Source organism: Alkalihalobacillus alcalophilus ATCC 27647 = CGMCC 1.3604 (genome assembly GCF_000292245.2).
GTDB lineage: Bacteria > Bacillota > Bacilli > Bacillales > Bacillaceae_D > Alkalihalobacillus > Alkalihalobacillus alcalophilus.
In genome coordinates this window covers 12551-29181 of the sequence record NZ_ALPT02000028.1, presented here as the reverse complement: position 1 = coordinate 29181, position 16631 = coordinate 12551, and the positions used below count along the sequence as shown (strand labels likewise).

General features: G+C 36.3%; 13 protein-coding genes. All 13 read left to right on the top strand.

Translation table 11 applies throughout. The features are described 5' to 3' along the window. Nucleotides 1-107: 107 nt before the first annotated feature. Entirely contained in the window at nt 108-1442 is a 1335-nt protein-coding gene (locus BALCAV_RS09345) for a polysaccharide biosynthesis protein (RefSeq protein ID WP_003321449.1), read from the top strand. Between the two features lie 83 nt (nt 1443-1525). After that, nucleotides 1526-2629 (top strand): sensor histidine kinase, encoded by a 1104-nt coding sequence (locus BALCAV_RS21150; protein WP_003321448.1) that lies wholly within the window; start codon nt 1526-1528, stop codon nt 2627-2629. A 20-nt stretch (nt 2630-2649) separates the two neighbouring features. Further along, complete coding sequence (locus BALCAV_RS09335; protein ID WP_003321445.1) at nt 2650-3294, top strand: response regulator transcription factor; 645 nt, start codon at nt 2650-2652, stop codon at nt 3292-3294. Between the two features lie 181 nt (nt 3295-3475). Beyond that, nucleotides 3476-4408: an ABC transporter ATP-binding protein gene (locus BALCAV_RS09330; protein ID WP_003321444.1), complete on the top strand. Its 933-nt coding sequence runs from the start codon at nt 3476-3478 to the stop codon at nt 4406-4408. A 12-nt stretch (nt 4409-4420) separates the two neighbouring features. Next, on the top strand, nt 4421-5668 hold the full coding sequence (locus tag BALCAV_RS09325; RefSeq protein WP_003321443.1) for an ABC transporter permease: 1248 nt from the start codon (nt 4421-4423) through the stop codon (nt 5666-5668). Continuing rightward, complete coding sequence (locus BALCAV_RS09320) at nt 5665-6741, top strand: ABC transporter permease (protein WP_003321442.1); 1077 nt, start codon at nt 5665-5667, stop codon at nt 6739-6741. The genes BALCAV_RS09325 and BALCAV_RS09320 overlap by 4 nt, the downstream gene beginning before the upstream one ends. Nucleotides 6742-6887: 146 nt before the next feature. Continuing rightward, nucleotides 6888-8192, top strand: a complete 1305-nt coding sequence (locus BALCAV_RS09315) for an aspartate aminotransferase family protein (RefSeq protein ID WP_136445937.1) — start codon at nt 6888-6890, stop codon at nt 8190-8192. A 929-nt stretch (nt 8193-9121) separates the two neighbouring features. After that, nucleotides 9122-10534, top strand: coding sequence for a PTS system trehalose-specific EIIBC component (gene treP, locus BALCAV_RS09310; RefSeq protein ID WP_003322569.1), 1413 nt, complete (start codon nt 9122-9124; stop codon nt 10532-10534). A 136-nt stretch (nt 10535-10670) separates the two neighbouring features. Then, nucleotides 10671-12344 (top strand): alpha,alpha-phosphotrehalase, encoded by a 1674-nt coding sequence (gene treC, locus BALCAV_RS09305; RefSeq protein ID WP_003321916.1) that lies wholly within the window; start codon nt 10671-10673, stop codon nt 12342-12344. 21 nt (nt 12345-12365) lie between these two features. Beyond that, nucleotides 12366-13079: a trehalose operon repressor gene (gene treR, locus BALCAV_RS09300; RefSeq protein WP_003321915.1), complete on the top strand. Its 714-nt coding sequence runs from the start codon at nt 12366-12368 to the stop codon at nt 13077-13079. 423 nt (nt 13080-13502) lie between these two features. Then, on the top strand, nt 13503-14753 hold the full coding sequence (locus BALCAV_RS23245) for a coiled-coil domain-containing protein (RefSeq protein WP_003321914.1): 1251 nt from the start codon (nt 13503-13505) through the stop codon (nt 14751-14753). 175 nt (nt 14754-14928) lie between these two features. After that, nucleotides 14929-15417: a glutathione peroxidase gene (locus tag BALCAV_RS09290; protein ID WP_003321913.1), complete on the top strand. Its 489-nt coding sequence runs from the start codon at nt 14929-14931 to the stop codon at nt 15415-15417. Nucleotides 15418-15504: 87 nt separating this feature from the next. Next, nucleotides 15505-16593 carry a nitric oxide synthase oxygenase gene (locus BALCAV_RS09285; protein ID WP_003321912.1) on the top strand — a complete coding sequence of 363 codons (1089 nt, stop codon included), beginning with the start codon at nt 15505-15507 and terminating at the stop codon, nt 16591-16593. Nucleotides 16594-16631 lie beyond the last annotated feature (38 nt).

Below are 16631 nucleotides of genomic sequence, written 5' to 3'. Positions count from 1 at the left end.
AACCATCAGGAAGAGGAATTTGTTACGAGACAGCTTCAAAGCTAGTACCATATTTTCTGATCTTGTCTCATATAGTGAAGTAAGAGATATAGATGAGGAGAGAAATTATGAACCGATTTGTGAAAGGTGCTCTGTTATTAATGATTGCCGCTTTCCTAGGAGAGTGTTTAGAATTTATCATTAATATTGTGTTAGCGAGGGAATTAGGTGAAGAAGGACTCGGTTTATATATGTCTATTTTTCCGACAATTGCATTTATCGTTGTCATTGCGAGTCTTGAGCTTCCGATTTCGATCTCTAAATTTGTTGCTGAAAAAGAAGAGTTATTTCATTATAGTATGCTTAAACATGCTCTTCGTTTTGCAAGTCTTTGTACGGTTGGTTTTATTTTAATTGCTTTCGTTGTGTTTCCACTCATTCCTGTTTTTGATCACTATCATCCGTTAGTGAAATGGTTGTTTATTATTTTAATACCGGTCATTACATTTAGTTCTGTTGCCCGTGGTTATTTTATGGGTGCTCAAAAGATGTCAAAAATTGCGATTGCTAACTTTTTAAGAAGGGCTGTTCAACTCCTATTTCTGGTCATTATTTTTCAATTGTTTCAGTTTGATTTACAAACAGCTATTTTAGTCGGCTTGTCGGCTGTTATTGTTTGTGAAATGGTAGTTTTAACCTACTTAATTTTAGCTTTTGTCGGGCAAATGCGGGGGTTTAGAAAGCAGCCAAGAGCTGAAATCCCAGGAAAGAAAGTACGAAAGTCATTATTAGAGGTCTCTTTACCAACGACCGGTTTACGAATTTTCCATGCGGCAACTTTTGCGATGAAACCATTTTTGATTAAAGCGGCTTTAATGCGGGCCGGTTTAGTGGAGTCGATGGCGGTGATACAGTATGGCAAGCTTGCCGGAGTCGCATTTACGATTGGTTTTTTTCCGGCTTTTATTGCTCATTCGTTATTAATTGTTCTAATTCCAACCGTTTCAGAAGCCTATAGTAAACGGAATTATGAAGAGCTTCATAATCTATTGCGAAAAGTGCTAATTTTTACAGGGTTATATGGTTTTCCAATTGTCGCGATATTTTATTTATACGCCGATCAATTGACGACTTTGTTCTTTGAGAATTCTCCAGCTGCTGGTTATTTGCAGTTGCTTGTCCCATATTTCCTTTTTCACTATTTTGTGATTCCGATGCAGGCTTATTTAATTGGCCTTGGACTAGTGAAGGATGCGTTTATTCATTCTGTGATTACGACCATTATTTCGTTTGTCATGATGTTTACTCTTGGATCAATGCCACAGTTCCAAATGGGGGGAATTATTATCGGGATGAATATGAGTGCTGTATTGCTGACCTTACTCCATTATGCAACAATTTGTAAAAAGCTCGGGGTCACATGGACGCTCAAAAAAGATCGTTTAAGTGATTTACGATTTTAGTTAATTGATTTTTCGGAAAAAACCATCAAAAATAGGATAAAAATGTTAGAATAAGAGACAAATGAACGTAAAGGACAGACAAAATGAAAGTGATTATGGCAGGATGCTTTATTATCTTTTTTATCCTATTAGAAAATGTAGAATTGAGGTTGCATCCAGGTTTTTGGCTTTGGGTTGGGGGCTTTGTCGCCATAGTGAGCACAGAACCATTGTGGAAGAATCGACTTTATTTAGTCGGAATCCTCGTTAGTATGGCGATGTTGGCCCAGCTTCTACTTTTCTCAGTAGAAATGCAGATGCCATGGCTAATGTATTTTTGGCTCTTATTTTTGATTAATGATTTTGCAAAAAAGAAGTGGTTGTTTGGTCTGATTGTCGGAGTCACATTTATTCCATTGATTTTGTATCGTGACATTTCATTTTCGCTTTTTTATACGGCGATTTTGGCTCTGCTGTTATTTAGTTTTTGGCAGAAAAATAAAAGGGAACAGGCAGCATTAGCATATGAGGAAGATTGGAAAACATTATTAATTGAGTATCGGAAATTAAAAAGGCAGTTACAAGTTCAAGAGGAAAATGCAAGAGCGGAAGAGAGGACGAGAATTGCTCGGGATATTCATGATAATGTTGGGCATCAATTAACCGCTTTAGCGATGCAGCTTGAGATGGTTGAAATTACCCAAGAAAGCGGGGAAGTGGACGAAGTTGCCCTACGACAAGCAAAGGAACTTGCCAAACAAAGCTTAACGGAAATGAGGCAATCTGTTCAGGCATTACGAAATGAAGAACTAAAAGGTTTTTCTTCGGTCATACAGCTTATTCGCCGTTTAGAATCGGAAAGTCATATTCAAGTAAATTTAATCACCCGTAAAGGAGCTTTATCTGCCCCTTTAACGAATGAGCAAATGATTACGATTTATCGAATTGTTCAAGAGGGATTAACGAATGCAATGCGACATGCACATTCAAGAGAGGTCGAAGTGATTTTTGAAGGAATCGCCAATTATGCCTTTACTGTATCGGTGAAAAATAAATATTACTCTGAAGAACGTTCTCTGAAGGATGGTTTTGGTTTAACGAATCTAAGAGAACGAGTCGAACAATTAGAGGGCCGTTTTGAAGTGTTAAAAACAAATAATGAATTTAAAATAGAAGCTTATTTACCGTTAAAGGCATCACAATCATGAGTTGAATAAGGGGATAAAGAATGGTTAAGAATCGAATTTTATTAGCGGAAGATCAAGCTTTAGTTCGTCAAGGTTTAAAAATGATGATCGAATATTCAGGAAAAAATGAAGTGATAGTAGAAGCGTGTAATGGCAAGGAAGCACTCGAGCTCTACCCTAAACATATTATTGATTTAATTATTATGGATATCCGAATGCCAGAAATGAATGGACTTGAAGCGACTCAAAAGTTACGGCAGTTATATCCAAAAGTTAAAATTCTAATCCTCACAACGTTTGCTGATGATGCTTATGCAATAGAGGCTTTAAAGCTTGGTGCGGTTGGTTATTTATTAAAGGATGCTGACCGTGAGCGTCTATTGTATTCAATTGACAAAGCTCTTGAAGGTGGAATGGCTTTAGATGAGCAAGTTGCAGCCAAGGTCGTTCCGCAATTATTTAGGAACAAACAAGAGAAAAAGCCCTTGCCGATTCCATTAACAGAAAGAGAGCGTTCACTTGTTTTCCTCGTAGGAGAAGGCAAAAGCAATCAGGAAATTGCCGATACATTATTCCTTTCATTAGGGACGGTTAAAAACTTAATGAGCCAATTGTTAACAAAATTACAGCTGCGTGACCGGACACAACTTGCTATCTTTGCTCTAAAACATGATATTGAAGATTGAATAGGTGCTCCTAAAAGTCGCTTGATGTGCTTTTAGGGGTTTTTTGTGGGAATTAATGATTTTGTGATTTCTAAAAATGACTAAAGTCACTACTCAGGTACATAGGAAATGACTTTTTATAGTAGGGCGATTTTTATTAAAGGTTTAAGCTATAGATAGATAACGGTAAGGAGGCTGTTAGATGATTGAGGTCGTCAATTTAAAAAAGAAATATAAGAAGAACGAAGCCGTAAAAGGGATTAATCTTTTTTTAGAAAAAGGGGAGTCAGTTGGGTTACTAGGGCCAAATGGAGCAGGAAAATCTACTGCTATTTCACTCATCGCATCCTCATTAAAACCTACTAGTGGTGAAGTTCGTTTAAATGGAAAAGTAGTTTGGGAAAATCCAAAAGAAATGCGAAAAATCGTTGGTGTTGTCCCACAAGAAATTGCTTTATATCATGAGCTTTCTGCTGAAGATAACCTCTTATTCTTTGGAAAAATTTATAAAATGGATTCTAAACGATTAAAACAAAGAATAGAAGAAACGCTAAAATTGGTTGGACTATATGAACGAAAAAAGGATCGAGTAAAGACGTACTCAGGTGGGATGAAGAGGCGTTTAAATATCGCAGCCTCTATGCTCCATCAACCAGAGTTTTTAATCATGGATGAACCGACTGTCGGGATTGATCCGCAATCAAGAAATCATATTTTGAACTTAGTAAGGCAGTTACAATCAGAGAGTAATGTTACGGTATTATACACAAGCCATTATATGGAGGAGGTTGAGGCGGTATGTGACAGAGTTTATATAATGGATCAAGGGAATATCATTGCTTCAGGGACCATTTCGGAGCTTAAGGCTATATTATCTTCGGATCAAACGGTAGAGCTTGCGATCATGCAAAGCAATGAAGCTCTATATGAACGGCTCAAACAGAATGAAGCATTTAAAGTATCACAAAAATCGGAACTAGTTTATAAAATTATTGCCCCCCATTCTTATGATTTATTTGACTTATTAGTGAACCAATCAAATGAAATAGGTGTCAAAATTAAGGCGTTAGAAGTAAAATCACCAACATTAGAAGACGTTTTTTTACATTTGACTGGCAGAAATTTAAGAGATTAAGGGGGGAGGGGTGTGTTTTTTGCATTAATTAAAAAAGATTTGAAACTGATTTTACATGATCGGATGGAGCTTCTTGTTCTATTACTGATGCCTGTTGTTTTAATAGGAATATTAGGAACGGCGATTGGAAATATTGGTGGAAGTGAAGATAGAGCAATGCTACATTTAGCAGTCGTTGAGGAAGAAGATTTACAAGAATCATTGAATCAATATAAAGCCATTTTGGAAAGTAGAGGTTTAGAGGCGGAGCAGATTAAAAGTATTTTAGACGAAGCAAGAGCTTTTTCTATTCCTGAAATTTTGAGAGAGGAAATGTTTACTGAAGAGGAGTTTATGGTTCAATTTAACGAGGAAACTTCTGTAGAAAAGGCGATTGATTCTGAGCAATATGCTGGGATTTTTATCGTGGAACGAGGTTATCGGATCGCTTTTTGGGATTATCTATTTTTTCAATCAGGAGAGCTTTTACCGCTTTCGATTACAGTGAATGAAAATCGAATTTATCTGTCCATTATTGAACAAATGATGAACCATTTCTTTCAGCAAATTCATTTCGAACTGGAATTAACGTTTTTAAATGAACATGTTGATTCATCTCTATTAAATGACCCTAAAAATTTTAAAGAAGAAATCGTTGTAACCAATCGTCTGATTTCGGGATTTGATTATTACGCGGTTGGTATGGTGACGATGTTTGTTTTATTTGGAACTTCCTTTGTTGCTAGTTATGCAATGACTGAAAAATTCTCGCATATTTTTATGAGATTAAAAGTGGCTAATCTCCCTTTTATTTATTATATGTTAACCAAATGGCTGTCGAGCTTTATTATCGCCTTTTTGCAAATTAGTATTATCTTTATTTTTAGCTATTTTGTTTATCAAGTTAGCTGGGATAATATCGGGTTATTTCTAATTGTGTCAAGTTGTCTAAGCTTGATGGTTGGAGGAATTACAACGGTATTAACAGCGATCAATTTTTTAACAAATTCATATAGAGCGGTTAGTGCATTTTCCTATGTTGGTGTGGCCTTACTATCGTTTATAGGTGGGAGTTTTGGTTATGTTCATTCCTATTCTCCAGTCCTTGCTAATATTGCAGGGTTTACACCAAATGGAGTTGCGATGGAAGGATATTTTGTCGCGATGGTCGGTGGTACTTTAAAAGATATTTCATCTATTTTTCCTACAGTTATCCTTTTTTCTTTCTTTTGTTTTGTAGTCTCTCTTTTGATTTTTACAAGAAGAGGTGATGTTCAATGAGAGCGATAATTTGGGGAGAGTGGAAGCAAGTTCTAAGAAATCCACTTAGTCTAATCGGGACAATTTTTTTAACGGTCATCTTTGCGATTGTCATGGGGCAAGGAGGAAGTACAGCTGAAAAAACGGTACCTATTTTTTCTAATAGTTTATCTGAAGAACAACTGATGGCTGAGGTCAATAAATTAAATGAAGGAAAAGCTCTTCGTTTTGAAATTAGAAGTGAAACGAATATTCGTTCTGGTTTAGCGAATCAAGCCTATGATTTGGCAGTCCATTTAGAGGAGCAAAGTTATCAATTATTTTTATCACGACAATCTGAATATAAGAGTTTAGTAGAAGCGGAGATGAGCACTTATTTTAAACAAAAACGACTTAGTGAAAATGAGCTTGAATTAAAAACATTTTCAGCGAAGACTTATACAAAGTATGAATCATTCTCTAATGAAGAGGGTTTGCCATTTGATATGACCCTGCATGCTTTATTCGGATTCAGTTTATTTTTTGTCTTTTATACGATTTCCTTTTCGAGCCAATCGATATTATATCAAAAGGAATTTGGTTTATGGGATCGGGTCATTCTTTCACCAACAACAAAAATGGAAATGTATCTAGGGCAAATATTGTTTAGTTTTCAAATTGGTTATATCCAACTATTAATTATTTATTTTATCTTTAAGTTTATCGTTGGTGTCCATTTTTATGGAGGATTTTTGGTCGTTTTAATTGCTGTTATTCCATATTTGCTTGCTCTTGTATCCTTAGGGATTTTAATAAGCGGTTTCGTTACAAATGTCAGGCAATTAAATGGCATTGTTCCGTTTATCTCGGTCAGTATGGCTATGTTAGGTGGGGCCTTTTTCCCACTCGAATTTGTTTCATCAGACTTGATTTTATTATTATCGAAGTTTTCTCCCACCAGCTACGGTTTAGAAATGTTAAAAGGAGCAACAGTTTATCAATGGAGTTTTGAACAATTTCTCCTTCCTGCCTCGATCCTATTTGGCATAAGTGCTTTCTGTATGGGCGTAGGCTTAAACTTAATGGAAAAACGAATGAAATATAAAAAAGGGTAATGAAACACATGTCCGAGCTTTTGGTTTCATAAGATGGAGAGAGGAGGAAACCTTTCTCTTTTTTTGTATGAACATAATACATTTGTTGTGGAGGTGTTAAAGTGGGGGATTTATATAAACAAGATAAAGACTTTCTTTGGCATTCTATGAAGCCTTATAACCCGAATGAGACGGTGATTGTCAAGGAAGCAGATGGTGTCACGATTACGGATAAAGATGGGAAGCAATATTTGGATGCGATGTCTGGACTATGGTGTGTCAATGTTGGCTATGGACGAAAGGAACTAGCAGAGGTTGCCGCCGAGCAAATGAAACAACTAGCTTATTATCCATTGACGCAAAGCCATCAGCCTGCCATTGAATTAGCAGCTCAAATAAATGAGTTGCTCGGCGGCGGTTATGTCATTTATTTTTCAAATAGTGGCTCTGAAGCAAATGAGACCGCTTTTAAAATTGCAAGGCAATATCATCATCAAAAGGGAGAATCGAGTCGACATAAAATTATTTCTAGATATCGTTCTTATCATGGGAATACGATGACGACACTCGCGGCAACAGGTCAAGCAGAACGGAAATATAAGTATGAACCATTATCATCAGGGTTTATTCATGTGCGGCCTCCAGATTTATATCGGAATCCATTAAAAAGGGAAGAGAGTGCAAGGGAACGCTCTGAAACGAAGGCAATAGAGGAAGCCATTGTTTGGGAAATGAAAGAGACGGTAGCAGCTTGTATTATGGAGCCGATTATTACGGGTGGAGGAATTTTAATACCACCTGATGATTATATGGGAGCTGTTGCCGATATTTGTGCCGAGAATGGTGTTCTTTTAATTGTGGATGAAGTGATTTGTGGCTTTGGAAGGACAGGCGAACCATTTGGTTTTATGAATTATGAAGTCAAGCCCGATATTATTACGATGGCTAAAGGGATTACGAGTGGCTATTTACCGTTAGCAGCCACAGCGGTAAAAAAGGAAATTTATGAAGCCTTCCAAGGGTCAGAAAAATATGATTATTTACGCCATGTGAACACATTTGGCGGACATCCGGCTTCTTGTGCCGTCGCTTCTCGTAATATTCAAATTATGGAAGAGGAAAGGCTATTTGAACGCTCTAAAATACAAGGAGAGAAGTTGAAAAAAAAGCTTGTTGAGCAATTGGAAGATCATGCCAATATAGGTGATATTCGTGGAAAAGGTCTCTTAATTGGTTTGGAGCTAGTCAAAAATAAGGTAAGTAAACAACCATTAGATGTGAGCTTCCTCAATAAAATCATTGCTTCTTGTAAAGAGGCTGGAGTCATCATTGGCAAAAACGGAGCAACGGTTGCAAACTATAACAATGTCCTCTCCTTAGCACCGCCCCTTATTATTACCGACGAGCAATGTGATACGCTCGTAAGCACAGTTGTTCAAGCGATAAGAACGGTATTACCGATGGAAGAGTGAATGAATGTAAAAGGGAATAGGTAATGAAACTAGGGCCTAGGAGGAAATAGGGAGCGAAAAACTGTTAATAGGTAATGAAAACTGGGACTGGGCGAAATTAGGGGGCGAAAAAAAGTTAATAAGTAATGAAAACTGGGACTGGGAGAAATTAGGGAGCGAAAAAAAGTTAATAAGTAATGAAAACTGGGACTGGGAGAAATTAGGGGGCGAAAAAAAGTTAATAAGTAATGAAACTCAGACCTGGGCGGAAATAAGGAGCGAAAAAAAGTTAATAGGTAATGAAACTCAGGTTTGGGCGGAAATAAGGAGCGAAAAAAAGTTAATAGGTAATGAAAACTGGGACTGGGGTGAATTAAGGAGCGAAAAACTCTTAATAGGTAATGAAACTCAGACCTGGGCGAAATTAGGGGGCGAAAAAAGTTAATAGGTAATGAAACTCAAGTTTGGGCGGAAAAAAGGAGCGAAAAACTGTTAATAGGTAATGAAACTCAGGCCTGAACGGAATTACGATACGAAAAAACATTAATAAGTAATGAAACTGTGGCCTTAACCGAATTAGAGTTCGAATAAACGAATAAAGTCCATAAAAAGATGTGGGAAAATAAAAAAAGTAGATGAGAGCATTGGTGAATGCTTCCTCATCTACTTTTTTATTTTCATTAAAGATAGCAAAATTATAAATATATTAAGGGGCCTAATCGAGCAAGATAAGTTGAGAGGTTCTCTACTTGATACAAACTGTGACGGTTTTTATTGAATGAAGCGTTTTAAGAAGCCAAATAAGAGGAAAAGAATAGAGAAATCTAATAGAAATAAAAAGATTGACGAAACATGTATATACAAGTTAAAATTAATGTCGAATCAACTTGTATATACAACATGAGTTCAATTTTTTTATATTTTATGAAAACGGTAACAGGGAGGATAATATGAGCGATCCAAAAAAAGCGGCAAAGGAGATACTAGCGGCGATTGGTGGCGAGGAGAATATTGATTCTGCTACCCACTGTGTCACTAGACTTCGTTTTGTATTAAAAGATGACGATAAAGTCGATAAAAAAGCTTTAGAAAAGGTGGATGTCGTCAAAGGAACGTTTGCGACGGACGGTCAATTTCAAGTCATTATTGGACCGAAGCTTGTTGAAATGGTTTACAAAGAGCTTACAAATGAGACTCAAATTGAAGAAGTTTCAAAAGAGGAAGTTAAAGCGAAGGCTTCCAAAAAGATGAATCCGCTTAAACGTGCAATCAAAACATTAGCAGATATTTTTATTCCGATTTTACCTGCGATTGTAACAGCTGGTCTTTTATTAGGGATTAATAACATTCTTACTGCAACAGGGATTTTTGGCGAACAATCTTTAGTTGAGATGTATCCGCAATGGGCTGACTTTGCTAATATTATTAATTTAATAGCTGGAACAGCCTTTGCTTTTTTACCTGCTTTGATTGGTTGGTCGGCTGTTAAACGTTTTGGAGGGAATCCATTACTTGGGATTGTTCTCGGTTTAATTCTTGTTCACCCAGATCTTTTAAATGCATGGGCATATGGAGCTGCACTTGAAGCTGGAGAAGTGCCTTATTGGAATTTATTCGGTCTTGAGATAGCTCAAATGGGTTATCAAGGACAAGTGTTACCAATTCTTGTGGCGGCGTTTATTCTTGCTAAAATGGAGATTTTCTTAAAGAGAAACGTTCCAGAAGGTTTTCAATTATTGGTGGTTGCACCAGTCGCATTACTTGTAACAGGTTTCCTTGCGTTTATCTTAATCGGACCTGTCACATTTACAATTGGTAACTTTATTACAGATATTTTTGTTTGGGTATTTGAAAATGTCGCGGCTGTTGGTGGATTATTGTATGGTTTATCCTATGCACCATTAGTTATTACTGGTATGCATCATACATTCCTTGCCATTGATGTGCAGCTAATTGGAACGATTGGTGGAACATTCCTATGGCCGATTTTGGTGCTATCGAATATTGCACAAGGTTCTGCAGCACTTGCGATGAATTTCTTAGTGAAAGACGAAAAAATTAAAGGTTTATCGGTTACATCATCGATTTCTGCTTATTTGGGAATTACGGAACCTGCTCTATTTGGAGTGAATTTACGCTATCGTTTTCCTTTTGTTTTTGCGATTACTAGTGCCGCAATTGGTGGACTATGGATTGCCTGGAATTCAGTAATGGCCTTTTCGATTGGGGTAGGAGGGTTACCAGGAATCTTCTCAATCGTTACGGAACAATGGGGTGTATTTGCGATTGGGATGGCGATTGCCTTCTTCTTACCGCTTATTTTAACGTATTTTTATGGCAAGACAAGAAAGATTACTGATTAAAAGAATATTGGAGGTCATTAGTCAAAAGCTAATGGCCTTTTCCAATAAAAGAATACCCTAGCTACGCCTGTTAGAAGCTCGAGAAAAATTGCTTCTGTTCAAACGGACTTAGCTTTATAAATAAGGAGTGTATGATATGAAGATGAATGAATTTTGGAGACGTTCTGTTGTTTATCAAATTTATCCAAAAAGTTTTAATGATACGACTGGAAATGGATTGGGAGATATCAATGGAATTATTGAAAAGCTTGATTACTTAAAGATGTTAGGTGTTGATGTCATTTGGTTAACACCTGTTTATGCATCACCACAAAATGACAATGGTTATGATATTTCCGATTATTATGCGATTGAACCCGATTATGGAACGATGGAAGACTTTGAAAAGCTTCTTGAAGAAGTGCATAAAAGAGAAATGAAATTAATTATGGATTTAGTCGTTAATCATACGTCAACTGAGCATCAATGGTTTAAAGAAGCGAGTGTATCAAAAGATAATCGCTACCGAGATTTTTATATTTGGAAAGATCCAGTTGAAGGAGAAGCACCAACAAATTGGCAATCAAAATTTGGTGGCTCAGCTTGGAAATATGATGAGAAGACAGGCCAATATTTTTTACACCTGTTTGATCAAACACAAGCTGATTTAAACTGGGAAAATGAAGAGTTGCGAGAGCATGTTTATGAGATGATGCATTTCTGGTTTGAAAAAGGCATTGATGGCTTTCGTTTAGACGTGATTAATTTGATTTCCAAGGATCAAAACTTTCCAAATGAAACAGACCCAAAGAAAGACGGACGTAGGTTTTATACAGATGGGCCACGCGTTCATGAGTTCCTACATGAAATGAATCAAGAAGTGTTATCAAAGTATCAAAATATGACCGTTGGAGAAATGTCTTCAACATCTATTGAGAATTGTATTAAATATTCGAATCCAGAGCGTCAAGAATTAAATATGACCTTTAATTTTCATCATCTAAAAGTTGATTATTTAAATGGAGAGAAATGGGCTCTTAAACCATTTGACTTTAAGGAGTTAAAAAATATTCTTTCAACATGGCAAGTAGAAATGCACAAAGGAGGAGGCTGGAATGCTCTCTTTTGGTGCAACCATGATCAACCACGTGTTGTAAGTCGATATGGAAATGACAAAGAATATCATGAGCAGTCGGCGAAAATGCTGGCGACGGCGATTCACTTAATGCAAGGCACACCTTATATTTATCAAGGGGAAGAATTTGGGATGACTAACCCACATTTTACTACAATTGATAAGTACCGTGATGTCGAAACGTTAAATGCTTATCAAATGTTAAAGGAAGCAGGCAAAAGTGAAAATGAGATTTTAACGATTATTCAAGAGCGTTCAAGAGATAATTCTCGAACACCGATGCAGTGGAGTAATGATAGTCAGGCCGGATTTACAACGGGAACTCCATGGATTGATATCGCTGATAATTATCAAGAAATTAATGCAGAGAATGCTGTAGCAAACGAAGGATCAATTTTTTATCATTATCAAAAATTGATCAAAATGCGCAAACAATATGATATTATCACATATGGAGATTATCAATTATTGGAAGATAACAATGAGCAGCTATTTGTTTATGTACGAACGTATAACAACCAAAAACTTTTAGTCATTAACAACTTTTATGCAAAAGAGGCTGCGTTTAATATGCCAAAGGAGTGGTTAGAGAAAAAAGCAACATTACTCTTATCAAATGACCGACAAAATGATGATTTAAGTGAAGTTCTTCATTTAAAGCCATATGAATCGCTCGTTTATTTGATTGACGCATAGAGGTAGAAAAGGTGAATCTTGGTGAAGCGAAATAAATTTAAACTTATTTATGAACATTTAAAAAACGATATACAGCAAGGCTTCTATCAAAAAAATGATTATTTGCCTTCAGAACACGAACTAGTGGAAAGCTTTCAGGCCTCAAGAGAAACGATTCGAAAGGCGTTAAAGCTCTTGTCAGAACACGGGTATATTCAAAAGATTCAAGGTAAAGGCTCACTCGTTTTAAATAATCCGAAAATCCAATTTCCTGTCACTGGGCTTGTGAGCTTCAAAGAATTAGCTAAATCAATTGGGAATAAGTCGAAAACAGAAGTGATTTCGTTACATGATAAACCAATTATTGAACCATTGTTGGATGGAGTATTTAATCAAAATGACCGCGTATGGGAAATTATTCGTGTCCGCCAAATTGATGGTGAAAATATTATCCTTGATAAAGACTTTTTGCTGAAGAGTCATGTTCCTACGATAACAAAGGAACAATGTGAGCATTCGATTTATCAATATGTAGAAAATGAATTAGGATTGGCGATTAGCTTTGCGAAAAAGGAAATTACAGTAGAGGATGTAACAGAAGAGGATAAAAATTTGCTTGATCTTGAAGGATTTTCGAATATCGTTGTCGTAAGAAGTCTTGTATATCTAGAAGACGCTAGTTTATTCCAATATACGGAATCGCGTCATCGAACAGATAAGTTTCGATTTGTCGATTTTGCTCGTCGAATTAAATAACTTCGAAGACTTGCTGTCATAAAAAAAGGACAGTGAGTCTTTTTTTTTGTAACAGAAAAGGTTACACTAGTGACCTCTTTGTAATATTTCTGTAATATTAAACTTTTAAAAAGGAACTAGTAGTTTAAGAGGATAAAGTGAAAAAAGGGGTTAAATCACACTTTTTTCTAATGAACGAAGTGTTTTATAGGAATATCAAACGGAAGTTAGCTTTATTTTATATTACAAAACAAGCTCTTTTTGTAACAACGGAAATATAATTGTAATACTACTAACATGTCTTTGTCATTTTTTGATGATATACTTCAAATCGTGAAAGAAAATAAATAGATTTATAAGTTTTTTGTCGTTATACATAAAAGTACGTCGTTAACCTTATATAAAAACGATTAATATTAACTATTACTGAAGGTAGGGGAATTTATGCGTAAGCAGAAGCATTTAATTTTGGGTACAGTGTTTGCTCTAGGTTTAACAAGTCTATTTGCACCAACTGCATCAGCAAATGCAGATTTAGACCGTATTAAGTCAGAGCGTGATACCATTCAAAGTGAGATTGCCAAGCAAGACGAAGAGTTAACAACTTTAGAAAAAGAAATTCAGCAAATTAATGAACAAATTGCTCGAGTGGAGCAGGCGATCATTGACAACCAGAAGATGATTGATGAAACTGAAGAAGACATTGCGGTTACAGAAGCTGAAATTGAGACTCTTGAAGAAGAGATTAAGGTTTTAGAAGAGCAAATTGAAGCTCGTTTTGAACTGTTAAAACAACGTGCTGTCACTTATCATCAAAATGGTGGTTCGAATTCTAATTTCTTAGAAGTTGTTTTCGGTTCTACTAGTTTTAGTAATTTTATTGACCGTGTTGTAGCTGTAACAAAAATTGCTGAGGCTGATAACACGATGATTGAAAGTTTAGAAGCAGACCAAGCCAAAGTCGAAGAAGCACGTGCAGAGGTTGCAACTAAATTAGAAGAACTTCAAGATAAAAAAGTTGAACTAGATGGTATGAAGCATCACATTTTAGAACAACAAGAACAAAATGAAGTGTTAAAAGCAGAAGTACAAGATAAAGTGAAATTAGCAAAAGAGGAAAGAAATAGTTTACAAGCGAAAGATAGTGAACTAGCTTCTGAAGCGGCTAATATCGAAGCACGTCAAAATGAAGTAGTTGATCGTTCGGCAACTGTATCTTTAACTTCAGCTTCGACTTCAACGACATCATCAGATTCATCTTCATCAGCATCGGCTTCTTCATCACCAGCTCCTGTTTCAAGCGGAAATGGTAGTATTCAAGTTGCGATGGATGCTGGTCGAAAATATATTGGAAACTCTGTCTATGTATTTGGTGGTGGACGTTCTGCCTCTGATATTGCAGCAGGTCGATTTGATTGTTCAGCTTTTGTCGCATGGGCAATGGGACAAGCTGGTTACAGTGTTCCTTCAAGCACAGATGGTTTAAGATATGCTGGTAAACAAATTGCTGCTGGAGATAGACAACCTGGAGACCTTGTTTTCTTTAACACTTATAAAACAGATGGTCACGTTGGAATCTACCTTGGAAATAATAAATTTATCGGTGCACAAAGTTCAACAGGTGTAGCGATTGCGGACATGTCAAGTGGTTACTGGAACAATACTTTCAACGGACGTGTTGTACGAGTACATTAATCTTACAAGAACTTAGACTTACTTTCGTTAAAGAAGGTAAGTCTTTTTTGTTATACTACTCTATTCCCGTTTCCAACCAATTAAAACAATCGATGATGAATAAGCGTAATGCTCGAATATTAATAGGCTACTTAGTATAATAAAGAAAGGACTGATATAATGAAGGAGGTTTTTGATGAAGAATGTATTCGATTTTTCAGTGAAGACACCAAGAGGGAATGAGATGTCATTAGAAAAATATAAAGGCAATGTTTTGTTAATTGTTAATACGGCAACAAAATGTGGTTTAACTCCTCAGTTTACTGGACTGGAGGAACTTCATCAAAAATACAAAGAGGAAGGATTAGTAGTATTAGGTTTTCCTAGTAATCAGTTTATGAACCAAGAACCATTATCAAATGATGAAATGGAAGAAGTTTGTAAAGTAAATCATGGTGTAACATTCCCTTTATTTTCTAAAATTAAAGTGAATGGCTCTGATGCCGATCCGTTGTACAAACATTTAAAAAAAGAGAAAAAAGGAATTTTAAGTTCGGAAATAAAATGGAATTTCACTAAATTTCTTGTCAATCAAGAGGGGGAAGTTGTAGAGCGTTTTTCCCCACAAACAGTGCCAGAGAAATTAGAGGATGACATCGTAAAGCTTTTAAATGAAAAGAAGTAATCAGTAGGTTTTGTGGTTCATTATTATAAAATGAACCACTTATTTTCTTGTATCAATCTATTTATGGTGGGGATTAGGAGGAGGATAATGTTTTCAAAGGAAGAACTTTTTATTGAAGCGAAGCAATTTGTTGAAACATGCTATTATGAACTTGCAAAGTCAGAGCAGGAACTAAAGAGGAGATTAAATGAAGTACATGAAGAGATTGAACAAACAGGTACTTATCATCATACATACGAAGAGTTAAGTCATGGTGCGAAAATGGCCTGGCGTAATAGTAATAAATGTATTGGTCGCCTCTTTTGGGATTCTATGCATGTTCGTGATGCAAGGCATGCTGAAACAACCTCTGATATTCTTGATGAATTATTTGACCATATTCACTATGCAACGAATGCTGGGAAAATACGTCCAACGATTACGATTTTTCGAGCTAATCACCCGAGTCATCCTGAAATTAAAATCCTTAATCACCAATTGTTTCGTTATGCGGGTTTTGAAACAGAATATGGTATAATCGGCGATCCGGCATCAATTGAATTTACAAAAGTTTGTTTAGACTTGGGGTGGCAAGGCATTAGAAGTGATTTTCAATTATTGCCAATTGTCGTCCAAATAGGAGAGGAAGAACCTCGGTGGTGCACTATTCCTGAACACTTGATTGAAGAGGTAGATATCGAACATCCGACAAATGAACTTGTAGCTGAACTTGAGTTAAAGTGGTATGCTGTCCCGATTATTTCGGATATGGTACTTGAAATAGGAGGGATTCGTTATTCGGCTGCCCCGTTTAATGGCTGGTATATGGGGACTGAAATTGCGGCCCGAAATTTTGCCGACCCATTTCGTTACGATATGTTAAGACGAGTCGCTAAAATCTTTCAATTAAACCAAGAACGTGAGTCCTCTTTGTGGAGAGATGAGGCATTAATAGAGTTAAACAAAGCCGTGTTATATTCATATAAAAAAGCCGGTGTCAGCATTGTAGATCACCATACAGCTGCCAAGCAATTTAAAACGTTTGAAGAGAAGGAAGCACAGCTGAATCGTGATGTAACAGGTGATTGGACATGGTTAATCCCGCCGATATCACCGGCGACGACGCATATATTTCATCAACAATATGAAAATAGAATTGTTACGCCTAATTATTTTCGTAAAGATGAACTTAGATAAAACGATTTTGGGTATAGGTGACGTCAATAAATGATAGA